Origin of the sequence: Modestobacter sp. L9-4 (genome assembly GCF_019112525.1) — a bacterium.
Classification (GTDB): domain Bacteria; phylum Actinomycetota; class Actinomycetes; order Mycobacteriales; family Geodermatophilaceae; genus Modestobacter.
Map to the genome: position 1 here is coordinate 1,021,429 of NZ_CP077800.1, position 12,878 is coordinate 1,034,306.

At 73.6% G+C, this 12,878-nt stretch carries 10 protein-coding genes, 1 rRNA gene and 1 pseudogene; 3 read left to right on the forward strand and 9 right to left on the reverse strand.

Going from position 1 to position 12,878, the window contains the following annotated elements; genetic code table 11:
* Nucleotides 1-70 precede the first annotated feature (70 nt).
* On the reverse strand, nucleotides 71-2,605 hold the full coding sequence (locus KUM42_RS04730; RefSeq protein WP_237495404.1) for a DNA translocase FtsK: 2,535 nt from the start codon (nucleotides 2,603-2,605) through the stop codon (nucleotides 71-73).
* A 136-nt stretch (nucleotides 2,606-2,741) separates the two neighbouring features.
* Here KUM42_RS04730 and KUM42_RS04735 point away from each other — a divergent pair, with 136 nt between their 5' ends.
* Nucleotides 2,742-4,700, forward strand: coding sequence for a prolyl oligopeptidase family serine peptidase (locus KUM42_RS04735; protein WP_237495405.1), 1,959 nt, complete (start codon nucleotides 2,742-2,744; stop codon nucleotides 4,698-4,700).
* A 51-nt stretch (nucleotides 4,701-4,751) separates the two neighbouring features.
* Here the strand turns inward: KUM42_RS04735 and KUM42_RS04740 are convergent, their stop codons facing one another.
* The 7 genes and pseudogenes from KUM42_RS04740 to KUM42_RS04765 all read right to left on the reverse strand — a co-directional run bounded on the left by KUM42_RS04740 (nucleotide 4,752) and on the right by KUM42_RS04765 (nucleotide 10,857).
* Entirely contained in the window at nucleotides 4,752-5,936 is a 1,185-nt protein-coding gene (locus tag KUM42_RS04740; protein ID WP_304610745.1) for a ribonuclease J, read from the reverse strand.
* Nucleotides 5,937-6,034: 98 nt separating this feature from the next.
* Nucleotides 6,035-6,460: pseudogene (locus tag KUM42_RS20235) on the reverse strand (MBL fold metallo-hydrolase); the annotation flags it as partial.
* An 8-nt stretch (nucleotides 6,461-6,468) separates the two neighbouring features.
* Nucleotides 6,469-7,365 carry a 4-hydroxy-tetrahydrodipicolinate synthase gene (gene dapA, locus KUM42_RS04745; protein ID WP_237495407.1) on the reverse strand — a complete coding sequence of 299 codons (897 nt, stop codon included), beginning with the start codon at nucleotides 7,363-7,365 and terminating at the stop codon, nucleotides 6,469-6,471.
* A gap of 53 nt (nucleotides 7,366-7,418) precedes the next feature.
* Complete coding sequence (gene thyX, locus KUM42_RS04750; RefSeq protein WP_237495409.1) at nucleotides 7,419-8,171, reverse strand: FAD-dependent thymidylate synthase; 753 nt, start codon at nucleotides 8,169-8,171, stop codon at nucleotides 7,419-7,421.
* A 10-nt stretch (nucleotides 8,172-8,181) separates the two neighbouring features.
* Complete coding sequence (locus KUM42_RS04755) at nucleotides 8,182-8,766, reverse strand: dihydrofolate reductase (RefSeq protein WP_237495411.1); 585 nt, start codon at nucleotides 8,764-8,766, stop codon at nucleotides 8,182-8,184.
* Complete coding sequence (locus tag KUM42_RS04760) at nucleotides 8,763-9,569, reverse strand: thymidylate synthase (protein WP_237495413.1); 807 nt, start codon at nucleotides 9,567-9,569, stop codon at nucleotides 8,763-8,765. Before KUM42_RS04760 ends, KUM42_RS04755 begins: the two co-directional genes overlap by 4 nt.
* A gap of 67 nt (nucleotides 9,570-9,636) precedes the next feature.
* On the reverse strand, nucleotides 9,637-10,857 hold the full coding sequence (locus tag KUM42_RS04765; protein ID WP_237495415.1) for a winged helix-turn-helix domain-containing protein: 1,221 nt from the start codon (nucleotides 10,855-10,857) through the stop codon (nucleotides 9,637-9,639).
* 77 nt (nucleotides 10,858-10,934) lie between these two features.
* On the opposite strand from KUM42_RS04765, the gene KUM42_RS04770 reads away from it, so the two are divergent.
* Nucleotides 10,935-11,507 (forward strand): GNAT family N-acetyltransferase, encoded by a 573-nt coding sequence (locus KUM42_RS04770; RefSeq protein WP_237495416.1) that lies wholly within the window; start codon nucleotides 10,935-10,937, stop codon nucleotides 11,505-11,507.
* Entirely contained in the window at nucleotides 11,504-12,178 is a 675-nt protein-coding gene (locus KUM42_RS04775; RefSeq protein ID WP_237495418.1) for a DUF2461 domain-containing protein, read from the forward strand. The genes KUM42_RS04770 and KUM42_RS04775 overlap by 4 nt, the downstream gene beginning before the upstream one ends.
* Before the next feature lie 527 nt (nucleotides 12,179-12,705).
* Here the strand turns inward: KUM42_RS04775 and rrf are convergent.
* Nucleotides 12,706-12,822: ribosomal RNA gene (gene rrf / locus KUM42_RS04780) — 5S ribosomal RNA — on the reverse strand.
* Nucleotides 12,823-12,878 lie beyond the last annotated feature (56 nt).

The window sequence follows — 12,878 nt, forward strand, 5'->3', positions numbered from 1 at the left end:
GCCGTCCCCCGGCCCCCGTGCAGGGACCCGCGGCGAGCGGGGCGAGTCGTGGGGGCACGGGGGTCCTTCCTCAGACGTCGCCGCCGCCGCCGCGCAGCAGGAACAGCGTCGACTCCAGCTCGTCGGGCTTGAGCAGCACGTCGCGGGCCTTGGAGCCCTCCGACGGCCCGACGATGCCGCGGCTCTCCATCAGGTCCATCAGCCGGCCGGCCTTGGCGAAGCCGACCCGCAGCTTGCGCTGCAGCATGGAGGTGGACCCGAACTGACTGGTGACGACCAGCTCGACGGCCTGGACCAGCAGCTCCAGGTCGCTGCCGATGTCCTCGTCGATCTCCTTCTTCTCCCCCGCCGCGGCGGTGAAGACCTCCTCGCGGTACTCCGGCTCGGCCTGCCGCTTGGTGAACTCGACGACCGCCTCGATCTCGGCGTCGGAGACGTAGGCGCCCTGGACGCGGATCGGCTTGCCGGCGCCGATCGGCAGGAACAGGGCGTCGCCCATGCCGATCAGCTTCTCCGCGCCCGGCTGGTCGAGGATGACCCGGCTGTCGGTGAGGCTGGAGGTGGAGAACGCCAGCCGCGAGGGCACGTTGGCCTTGATCAGACCGGTGACGACGTCGACCGAGGGGCGCTGGGTGGCCAGCACCAGGTGGATGCCGGCCGCACGGGCCTTCTGGGTGATCCGGACGATCGACTCCTCGACGTCCCGCGGGGCGACCATCATCAGGTCGGCGAGCTCGTCGACGATGGTGAGGATGTAGGGGTAGGGCTGGTAGACCCGCTCGCTGCCGGGCGGGGCGGTGATCTCCCCGCGCTCGACCTTCTTGTTGAAGTCGTCGATGTGCCGCACCCCGGTGGCGCGCATGTCCTGGTAGCGCTGCTCCATCTCCTCCACCAGCCAGGCCAGCGCGGTGGCGGCCTTCTTGGGGTCGGTGATGATCGGCGTGATCAGGTGCGGGATGCCGTCGTAGGGCGTGAGCTCGACCATCTTCGGGTCGACCAGGATCATCCGCAGCTGGTCCGGGGTCGCCCGCAGCAGCAGCGAGGTCAGCAGCGAGTTGATGCAGCTGGACTTGCCGGCGCCGGTGGCACCGGCCACCAGCAGGTGCGGCATCTTCGCCAGGTTGGCGCAGACGAAGCCGCCCTCGATGTCCTTGCCCAGGCCGACCAGCATCGGGTGCGGGTCCTGCTTGGCCACCTGGGAGCGCATGACGTCGCCGAGGCTGACGGTCTCGCGGTCGGTGTTGGGCACCTCGACGCCGACCGCGGACTTGCCCGGGATCGGGGCCAGGATGCGGATGTTGTCGTTGGCGACGGCGTAGGCGAGGTTCTTGGTCAGCGCGGTGATCTTCTCGACCTTGACCGCGTTGCCCAGCTCGATCTCGTAGCGGGTCACCGTCGGGCCGCGGGTGTAGCTGGTGACGGCGGCGTCGATGTTGAACTGCTCGAGCACGCCGGTGATCGCCTCGATGGCGACGTCGTTGGCCTTGGACTTGGCCCGCGGCGGGGTGCCCGGGCGCAGGACGCTGACCGAGGGCAGCGTGTAGGTGCCCTCGACCGGCTGGATGCGCAGCTGCTCGGGCTCCTCGATCGGGGGGAGGTCCTCCGGCGGGGCCGTGCGGTCGACGATCGGGCGGCGGGTGGGCACCGGCGGGGGCGGCGGCTCGGTGACGACGGCCAGCGGCGCCTCGGCCATCGCACCGTGGTCGACGCGCGGCAGCGGGATCTCCCCGGTGTCCAGGGTGTCCTGCAGCTCCGCCACAGCGGTCTTGCGGCCCCGGCGGCTGCGCGGCGTCGGCGGCTCGTCCTCCTCGTAGATCTCGTCGAAGGCGTCGTAGTCGGCGTCCTCGTCGTCGCGGCCCAGCTGCCGGTCGACCCAGCCGCGCAGCCGCTCGGGGACCTGGTGCACGGGGGTCGCGGTGACCACGAGCAGGCCGAAGAACGCCAGCAGGACCAGCAGCATGACCGTGACGACGCTGCCGACGCCGGCGGTCAGCGGGGTGCCGACCGCCCAGCCGAGCAGCCCACCGGCACCCGAGCGGGGCCCGGCGTCGGCGTGCGAGCCGACGACGTGGGTGGTGCCGACGACCGCGGCGACCACGCTCACCCAGCCGATGAGCAGCCGCCCGCGCGCCTCGGGGTGCGGTGGGTGGCGCAGCAGCCGGACGGCGACCAGGAACAGCACGACCGGCAGCACCATGGTCAGCGAGCCGATGGCCCAGTGGACGGCGTCGGTGAGCAGCGAGCCGACGGGGCCGATGCCGTCGGTCCAGGCCGCGGCGCCCAGCACGATGGCCAGACCGAGGACGGCGAGGCCGACCCCGTCACGGCGGTGCTCGGGACCCAGCGGCTCGGTCTCGGACGGGCGGGCCACGGAGCGGGCCACGCCGCCGGCGCCGCGGGCCAGCAGGCCCCAGGCACCCGACGCCCCGCGCCACAGGCTGCCGGCGAGCGGGGAGCTCTTCTTCGGCGCGGGACGGCGGGCGGCCGTGGCACCGGTCTTCTTCGCGGGGGGCCGCTTCTTGGCAGTCGAGCCGCCGGCGCGCGGGCGGGCAGGGCTGCCGCCGCGAGCAGGCGCCCGGTTCGACGTCGTCGCGCGAGCAGGCATGCTCCGACGGTAAACCGCGACCGGAGACCCCGGCCCCATTGCGCACAGCGTGTCCGGATCCGGTTCCGATCGTCCAGTCCCGGCGCCGGCTGGACGGTCGCAGCGCCCACCGGCCACGCTCGTTACGGTCAGACCCGTGACCGCTCCTGCGCAGACGCTCCCCTTCGGCAGCTGGCCCACCCCGATCACCTCCGAGCTCGTCGTGCGCGCCGCCGCCCGGCTGGGCGAGGTCGTCGTCGACGGGGACGACGTCTGGTGGGCCGAGGGCCGGCCCAGCGAGGGCGGTCGCACCGCCCTGGTCCGCCGCTCCCCCGACGGGACGACGACCGACCTGCTCCCGCCGCCGTGGAACGCCCGCACCCGCGTGCACGAGTACGGCGGCGGCGCGTGGACGGTCTCGGCCGGCGCCGTGTGGCTCACCGCCTACGACGACCAGCGGCTGTACCGGGTCGCGGCCGGCAGCACCGAGCCGGTGGCGGTGACGCCCGAGCCGGAGCTGCCCGCCGGCGTCCGGTACGCCGACCTGTCCGTCGTCGAGGACGGCGCGGCGGTGCTCGCCGTCCGGGAGACCCACACCGCGAGCGGCGCCTCCGCCGACGTCGTCCACGAGGTGGTGCGGGTCGCCGTCGACGGCACCACCGAGGTGCTGGTGCACGGGCCCGACTTCGTCTCCGACCCGCGCCGCTCCCCCGACGGTTCGCTGTCCTGGCTGCAGTGGCAGCACCCGGACATGCCCTGGGACGCCGCCGAGCTGGTGGTCCGCGCGCCCGACGGCACCGAGACGGTGGTGGCCGGCGGCCGGTCCGGGGCGCAGCCGGAGTCGGTCGTGCAGCCGACCTGGGCCGCGGACGGGTCGCTGTGGTTCTTCGCCGACCGCACCGACGTGTGGGCGCTCTACCGCTGGACCCCCGCCGCGGGCATCGAGCTCGTGCTCGACCCGGGCAGTGACATCGCCGGCCCGCAGTGGGTGTTCGGGCAGAGCCGGTTCGCCCTGCTGTCCGGTGGCCGGGTGGCGCTGGCGTACGGCCGGGACGGCGCCGACCGGCTCGCCGTCCGCGAGGCCGACGGCACCGTGCGCGAGCTGCCGTCGCAGTACGCCTCGTTCGGCCAGCTGCGCGCCGCCGGCGAAGCCGTGGTGTGCGTCGCCGGTGGCCCGACGTCGGAGTCGGTGGTGCTGCGCACCTCCCTGGACGGTGCCGGTGAGGTGCTCCGGCCCGCCCGCGAGCTCGGCCTGGACGCCGGCTGGTTCTCCCGCCCGCAGCACGTCACCTTCCCGACCGTGCCGGGCGACTCCGGCGTCGGTGAGGCGCACGCGCTGTTCTACCCGCCGGCCAACCCGCAGGTGACCGGACCGGACGACGAGCGCCCGCCGCTGCTGGTGCTGGTGCACGGCGGGCCGACGTCGGCCGCCCGGGCCGTGCTCGACCTCGGCGTGCAGTACTGGACCTCCCGCGGGTTCGCCGTCGCCGACGTCGACTACCGCGGCTCGACCGGCTACGGCCGGCGGTACCGCGACGCGCTGCAGGGCAACTGGGGCATCGCCGACCTCGACGACGTCGTGTCCTGCGCGCAGTGGCTGGCCGGCGACGGCCGCGTCGACCCGGCCCGGCTGGCCATCCGCGGTGGCTCGGCCGGTGGCTACACGACGCTGGCCGCGCTCACCTTCCGCCCCGGGGTGTTCGCCGCCGGCGCCAGCCACTACGGCGTCGCCGACCTGGCCGCGCTGGCCGCCGACACGCACTCCTTCGAGTCGCGCTACCTCGACGGGCTGATCGCGCCGTGGCCCTCGGGCGCCGACGTCTACGCCGAGCGCTCCCCCATCCACCACGTCGACGCCCTCGACACCCCGCTCGCGGTGTTCCAGGGCGACGAGGACCGGGTCGTCCCGCCGGAGCAGGCCGAGATGATGGTCGCCGCACTGCGCGCCAAGGGCGTGCCGCACGCCTACCTGCTGTTCGCCGGTGAGCAGCACGGCTTCCGCAAGGCGGCGAACATCCGCGCCGCCCTGGACGGCGAGCTGTCCTTCTACGCCCAGGTGCTCGGCTTCACCCTCCCCGCCGAGGAGGGCATCACCCCGATCGAGGTCGTGCGCTGACGCCATGGAGTCCCAGCGCTCGGGAGACGATGCGCTGGGACTCCATGACGGCTAGACCTCGAGGACGGTCGGGATGATCATCGGGCGGCGGCGGTACTTGTCCGACACCCACTTGCCGACCGTGCGGCGGATGACCTGGGAGAGCCGGTGGGCGTCCACCGACTGGTCCTCCATGGCCCGGCCGAGCTCCTTCTCCACCAGCTCGAGCACCTCGTCGAAGGCGCCCTGGTCGTCGGAGAAGCCGCGGGCGGTCAGGTGCACCGGCCGCACGATCGTGCGGGTGGAGGGCTCGATGACCACGGTGAGGGCCACGAAGCCCTCGTCGCCGAGGATCCGGCGGGCCTGCAGCGACTCCTCGCCGACGTCGCCGACGTTGAGCCCGTCGACGTAGACGTTGCCGATCGGCACGCTGCCCACGATCGAGGCCTTGCCGTCGACGAGGTCGACGACCACGCCGTCCTCGGCGAGCAGGACCTGGTCCCGGCGCATGCCGGTCTGCTCGGCCAGCGCGGCGTGCGCCCGCAGGTGCCGCCACTCGCCGTGCACCGGCATCAGGTGCCGCGGCTTGGCCACGTTGATCAGGGTGCGCAGCTCGCCGGCCGGGGCGTGCCCGGAGACGTGCACCTTCGCCGTCTCCTTGTGCACGACGGTCGCGCCGAGCCGGGCGAGGGAGTTGATGACCTTGTAGACCGAGGTCTCGTTCCCGGGCACCAGGGACGACGCCAGGATGATCGTGTCGCCGGCCTCGATGGTGATCTGGTGGTGGTCACCGCGCGCCATGCGGCCGAGCGCGGACAGCGGCTCGCCCTGCGACCCGGTGCTGATCAGCACGACCTGCTCCGGGGGCATGGCGGTGGCCTCGTCGAGCTTGACCATCAGGCCCGGCGGCACGTGCAGCAGGCCGAGGTCCTGCGCGACGCCCATGTTGCGCACCATCGAGCGGCCGACGAACGCGGCCTTGCGCCCGTGCTTGGCGGCGCAGTCGAGCACCTGCTGGATGCGGTGCACGTGGCTGGCGAAACTGGAGACGATGAGCCGCTGGGTGGCCCGGGCGAACACGTCGTCCAGGACCGGGCCGATGGTGCGCTCGGAGGTGACGAACCCGGGCACCTCGGCGTTGGTGGAGTCGGCCAGCAGCAGGTCGATGCCCTCGACGCCGAGCCGGGCGAAGGCGCCCAGGTCGGTGAGGACGCCGTCCAGCGGCAGCTGGTCCATCTTGAAGTCACCGGTGTGCACCAGCGTGCCGGCGGGGTGTGCACGGCGACGGCGAGCGCGTCGGGGATCGAGTGGTTGACGCTGATGAACTCGCAGTGGAAGGGCCCGGCCAGGTGGTCGTCACCGGCGGCCACCTCGACCAGCACCGGGTCGATGCGGTGCTCGCGCAGCTTGGCCTTGACCAGCGCCAGGGTGAACCGGGACCCCACCAGCGGGATGTCCTTGCGCAGCCGCAGCAGGTACGGGACGGCGCCGATGTGGTCCTCGTGCCCGTGGGTGAGGACGACGGCGGTGATCTCGTGCAGCCGGTGCTCGATGACCCCGAAGTCGGGCAGGATCAGGTCGACGCCGGGCTGGTCGGCCTCGGGGAAGAGCACCCCGCAGTCGATGACCAGGAGCTGGCCGTCGAACTCCAGGACGGCCATGTTGCGGCCGATCTCGCCCAGCCCGCCCAGCGCCATCACCCGCAGGCCGCCCGCCGGCAGCGGCGGGGGCGCCTGCAGGCCGAGGTGGGGCTGCAGTGCGGGCTGCCCCTTCGGCGGCATCACGGTGGTCACAGGGTGACGCCCCCGGCGGCGAGGTCCATGCGCAGTTGCTCCAGCTCCTGGGGGGTGGCGTCGACGAGCGGCGGGCGGACGGGGCCGGCCGGCAGCCCCAGCTCGCGCAGCGCCGCCTTGATCATGATCGTGCCCTGCGTGCGGAAGACGCCGGTGTAGACCGGCAGCAGCGCCTGGTTGACCGCGCGGGCGGTCACCAGGTCGCCGGCCTCGACCGCGGCGATGAGCTCGGCCAGCCGGGTGCCCACCAGGTGGCCGACCACGCTGACCACGCCCACCGCACCGGCGGCCAGCAGCGGCAGGTTGAGCATGTCCTCGCCGGAGTAGTAGGCGAGGTCGGTGCGGGCCAGGGTCCACATCACCGCGCCGAGGTCGCCCTTGGCGTCCTTCACCGCGACGATGTTCGGGTGCTCGGCGGCCCGCACGAGGGTCTCGACCTCGATCGGCACGACCGACCGGGGCGGGATGTCGTAGAGCATCACCGGCAGGTCGGTGGAGTCCGCGACGGCGGTGAAGTGCCGCAGCAGCCCGGCCTGCGGGGGCTTGTTGTAGTACGGGGTCACCACGAGCAGGCCGTGCACGCCGAGCCGGGCAGCCGACTGCGCCTTCTCGATCGAGTGCGCGGTGTCGTTGGTGCCCACCCCGGCGATGACGGTGGCCCGGTCGCCGACGGCGTCCAGCACCGCCTCCAGGACGGCGTGCTGCTCGGCGTCGCTGATGGTCGGCGACTCCCCGGTCGTGCCGAAGACCACCAGGCCGTCGTGGGACTGGCGGTCGACCAGGTGCGCGGCCAGCTCTTGCGCGCCGGAGAGGTCGATCGACCCGTCCTCGGTCAGCGGGGTGACCATGGCCGTGAGCACACGCCCGAAGGGCCGGGCGGGATCGGTGGTCATGGTGGGAATCTACCGACCACCGCTCCCCCGGTCGCTCCCGCGGTGCCGGTGGGTCAGCCCTCGGTCACGTACGGGCTGGCCGCGACCTCGGTGCCGTCGGCCAGCGCGCTGATCCGGAAGTCGGAGAACACGTTGCCGGCGACCCGCTGCAGCTCCCGCAGGCACGCCACCGCCAGCTCCCGGATCTCCACGTCGGCGTGCTCGCTGGCCCGCATCGCGACGAAGTGCCGCCACGCGCGGTAGTTGCCGGTGACCACGATCCGGGTCTCGGTGGCGTTGGGCAGCACCGCGCGGGCGGCCTGGCGGGCCTGCTTGCGGCGCAGCGTGGCGTTGGGTGCGTCGGCGAAGCGCTCCTCCAGCCCCTCCAGCAGCTCGGTGTAGGCGGCCACCGCGGCCTCGGTGGCGGCGAGGAACTTCGCGTGCAGCACCGGGTCCTCGGCGATGGCGGTGGGCTCCACCACGGCGGCGTCGGTCTCGGGCACGTAGCGCTGGGAGAGCTGGCTGTAGGAGAAGTGCCGGTGCCGGATCAGCTCGTGGGTCAGCGACCGGGAGACCCCGGTGAGGTACATCGTCACCGAGCCGTGCTCGAGCACCGACAGGTGCCCGACCTCGAGGATGTGCCGCAGGTACCCGGCGTTGGTGGCCGTCGCCGGGTTCGGCTTGGACCAGGACTGGTAGCAGGCCCGTCCGGCGAACTCCGCGAGCGCCTGCCCGCCGTCGGCGTCGGTCTCCCAGGGCACGTCCGCCGGCGGGGTGAACTGCGTCTGGGCGATGACCTGGACCCTCAGCGGGGCGATGGCGGGCACGCGGTCGAGCCTACGAGGGTGCCGCGTCGTCCTCGGGCACCGCGGCGAGGGCGTCCGCCACGGCCTGCGCCGTCGCCGGCACACCGCCGTCCCGCGTCCACACCGAGACCGCGAACCGCAGACCGGACGACGACCGCAGCCACCCCCGGGCGGGCACCCGGGCCGACCGCGTCCAGCCGGCGTCGAGCGCGGGGGCGAACGTGTCGCCGGGGAACGCGGCGTCGATCTCGGTGGTGACGACCTCGGTCGCGTGCGGCAGGAGGGCTGCGTAGACCCCGCCGCCGCCGATCACCCACACGTCGTCGTCGCCGGCGAGCACGTCGGCGACCGACCGCGCCACCGGCACCCCGGTGTCGACGGCCGACAGCGTGGAGCTGAGGACGACGTTGCGCCGGCCCGGCAGCGGGCGGACCCGGGCCGGCAGCGACTCCCACGTGCGCCGGCCCATCACGACCGTCGACCCGAGGGTGAGCGCCTTGAACAGCCGGAGGTCCTCGGGCAGGTGCCAGGGCAGCGTCCCGTCGGCGCCGAGGACCCGGTCGTGGGCCTGCGCCCAGACCATCCGGACGGCGCCCGGGCCGGCCGGGGACGTCACACGGCCACCTTGCCGCGGATCGCCGGGTGGTGCTGGTAGTCGAGCAGGTGGAACTGCTCGTAGCTGTGCTCGAACAGCGAGGGCGCCGGGTCGATCTCCAGCCGCGGGAAGGGGTACGGCTCCCGGGTCAGCTGCTCGCGCACCTGGGTCACGTGGTTGTCGTAGACGTGGCAGTCGCCACCGACCCAGATGAAGTCGCCCGGCTCGAGCCCGACCTGCTGGGCGACCATCTGGGTGAGCAGCGCGTAGCTGGCGATGTTGAAGGGGACGCCGAGGAACAGGTCGGCGCTGCGCTGGTAGAGCTGGCAGGACAACCGGCCGCCGCTGACGTGGAACTGGAAGAGGGCGTGGCAGGGCGCCAGGGCCATGTCCGGCAGCGCCCCGACGTTCCAGGCCGAGACGAGCATCCGCCGGGAGTCCGGGTCGGTGCGCAGTGTCTCCAGGACGGTGGAGATCTGGTCGATCTCCCGGCCGTCGGGGGTGGGCCAGGAGCGCCACTGCACGCCGTAGACCGGCCCGAGGCTGCCGTCCTCGGCAGCCCACTCGTCCCAGATCGAGACGCCGTGCTCCTGCAGCCAGCGGACGTTGCCGTCGCCGCGGAGGAACCACAGCAGCTCGTAGGCGATCGACCGGAAGTGCACGCTCTTCGTGGTCACCAGCGGGAACCCCTGGGACAGGTCGTAGCGCAGGCGCTCGCCGAACAGGCTGCGCGTGCCGGTGCCCGTGCGGTCGGACTTGGGCTCGCCGTGCTCCAGCACCCGCCGGAGCAGGTCCTCGTACTGGGTGTCCGGCTGCTGGGTCACGCACGCTCCTGGTCTGGTCGGGATGCCGCCGGCGCCGCGGCGGGTGCCCGCGACCGGCCACCCGATGCTAGGTGCCGGGTCCGACGAGAGCGGCGGTCAGGTCCGCGGCGAGGTCGCCGGCGTCGGCCACGGCGACGGTGTCCAGCTCCAGCCAGGCGGCCATCAGCCGCAGCTCGGCGGCCAGCTCGCGGGCCACCTCGACGACGTCCACCCCGGCCTCGGCGTGGGCGGCCTGCACCCGCAGGACGCCGGCCTGCCGGTCGGCCTTGAGGTCGACCCGGGCGACGAGGGCGTCGCCGAGCAGGAAGGGCAGCACGTAGTAGCCGTGCACGCGCTTCGCGGCCGGCGTGTAGATCTCCAGCCGGTAGCGGAACCCGAAGAGGCGTTCGACCCGCGGTCGCTCCCAGACCAGCGAGTCGAAGGGCGACAGCAGCGCCCGGGCGCGGACCCACCGCGGCCGCCGCGCGTCGGGCACCAGCCAGGCCGGCCGGTCCCAGCCGGTGACCTGCACCGGCGCCAGCTCGCCTGCGTCGGTGAGCTCGGCGATCGCGGTCCGGGCGTCAGTGGGTGAGAGGCGGAAGTAGTCGCGCAGGTCGGTCTCGGTGGCGACGCCGAGTGCGCGGGCGGCGGTGCGCACCAGCTCGCGCACGGCGTCCCCGCGCTCGGGGGTGGGCGCCTGCACGACGGCGGCGGGCAGCACCCGCTCGGTGAGGTCGTAGACGCGCTCGAACCCGGCGGTGCGCGCGCGGGCGGTGAGCGCGCCGGTGAAGAAGAGGTACTCCAGCGCGGCCTTGCCCTCGTGCCAGTTCCACATGCTGCCGGGCCGGTTGGGCCGCACCTCGGCGAGCTGGCTGGCCCTCAGCGGCCCGTCGACCCGGATGCGCTCCAGCAGGGCCGCGACGTACTCGGGGCGCTCGCGCTGCACGCGCGTCATCGACCCCCAGGCCTCCTGCTCGACGGCGGCCATCCGCCAGCGCAGGTGCGGGTGCAACCGGACCGGCAGGAAGGAGGCCTCGTGCGCCCAGTACTCGACGACGTCGTGCCGCTCGTTCGCCAGCCGGTCGACCGCCGCCCGCGGGTAGGGGCCGAGCCGGCTGAAGTACGGCAGGTAGTGCGAGCGGGACACGACGTTCACCGAGTCGATCTGGACGACGCCCAGCCGCTCGACGGTGCGCCGCAGCTGCCGGGTGCCCACCGGCCCGTCCGGGCGCGGGTCGGCGAACCCCTGGGCGGCCAGCGCGATGCGCCGGGCCAGTGCGGCCGGCAGCCGCTCGACGGTTGGCTCCACGACCGGTGATCCTGCCCGCCGGGTCCGACAGCCGACGAGCCGGCCGCGTCCCCCTCGGTCGCGCCTAGGCTGCCGCCGTGGACACCCCGTCGCTGCGCCTGACCGGCTCGGCCGAGGTCTCCGTCCGTACGGCCGGCCCGGACGACGCGGCGGCGATCGCCCGTGTGCAGCTGGTGACCTGGCGGACCGCGTTCGGCGACCTGTTGCCGGCCGGCGTCCTCGACGCCTGGGACGACGCCGACGCGGCGGGGACCTGGCGCACCGCCCTCTCCGCTCCCCCGTCGCCGGCGCACAGCGTCCTGGTCGCCGTGGACGCCGGTGCCGTCGTCGGGTTCGCCGTGACCGCACCCGACGGGGCGGCACGCGAGCTGACCGTGCTGCTCGTGGAACCGCGCTGGGGACGCCGCGGCCACGGCAGCCGGCTGCTGGCCGCGGTCGCCGACCTGGCCCGGGCGGCAGGTGTCACCACCCTCACCAGCTGGCTGGCGGAACAGGACACGGTGACCGCCCGGTTCCTGGAGACGGCCGGCTGGGCGCCCGAGGGCGGTGTGCGTGTCCTGGAGTCCGGGGACGACGCCGTGCGGCAGGTGCGCTGGCACACCCGGCTGGACGGGGACCACCCCGCCGCCGACCGAGAAGGGACATCGTGAGCTCTCCCCGCTTCACCGGCTTCCCCGACGAGGCGCTGGTCTTCTACGAGGGCCTCGAGGCCGACAACAGCAGGACCTACTGGACCGGGCACCGCAGCGAGTACGAGACGCACGTCCGTGCTCCGATGCTGGCGCTCACCGAGGAGCTGACGGCCGAGTTCGGCACGCCGAAGCTCTTCCGGCCCTATCGGGACGTCCGCTTCAGCCACGACAAGACGCCCTACAAGACCCACCAGGGCGCGGTCCTCCACCGGGACGGCGCGGGCCTCGGCTCGCTGTACGTCCAGGTGTCGGCGGACGGTCTGCTGGTCTCCGGTGGGTGCTGGCGTCTGCAGCCGGACCAGGTCGAGCGGTACCGGCGGGCGGTCGCCGACGACGTGCAGGGTCCGCGCCTGGAGCGTGAGGTCACGCGGCTGCGGGAGGCCGGGTTCCTCATCGACGGGGACCAGCTGGTGCGGGCCCCGCGTGGGCACGCCATGGACCACCCACGGATCGGGCTCCTCCGGCACCGGTCGCTGTACGCCTCCCAGGTGTGGGAGCCGGCGGAGTGGCTGCAGGAGCGCGCTGCCCTGGAGCGGGTGCGCGGTGCATGGCGGCAGTACGCCGCCCTCAACCAGTGGCTCGACGACAACGTGGGTGCCACCACCGCCGCACCCGACCGCCGCCGCTGACGCTGGAGTCGAGGCACGTGCTGACCGTTGCGCTGTGGACCTGGCATCGAGAGGTCGCAGCGCACGCTCAGCGCCGCGGACGCTCACAGCCCGGCATCGGTGGGTAACTGGCGCAGGCCCACCTCGCCGGTCGTGGTGACCCGTGGACGAGCGACCCACACGAAGGCGGGACCTGGGGGGACGGCCCGTGGACTTTCGTCAGGCCGGCAGGAGGGTTGCGTGCGTGCGCCTGTCGTCGTCACTCCGGTAGCGACATCGCGCGCGTGCGCCGGTTGTCGTCACTCCGGTAGGAGCGTTGCGTGCGTGCGCCGGTCGTCGAGTACCGCACGCCGGCCGAGCGCGTGCTGGCACTCACGTCCGCGACAGGTCCTGACGCGACAGATGCGGGACAGGCGACCGTGTAGCCGCAGCGATGCTGCAGGTATCGCTGCAGGGGTGCAGTTCCTGTCCGGACCGCCGATCGATAGTCCCCGGACATGCAGAAACGGGGCCACAGCTGATGCTGTGACCCCGTTCCTGGGAGTTGTGTCCGGCGGCGTCCTACTCTCCCACCCCGTCCCCGGGGCAGTACCATCGGCGCTGAAAGGCTTAGCTTCCGGGTTCGGAATGAGACCGGGCGTTTCCCTTTCGCCATGACCGCCGTAACGCTGTGAACTTATCGGGCCCACCCCACTCCACCCGGACCACCACACGAGAGTGC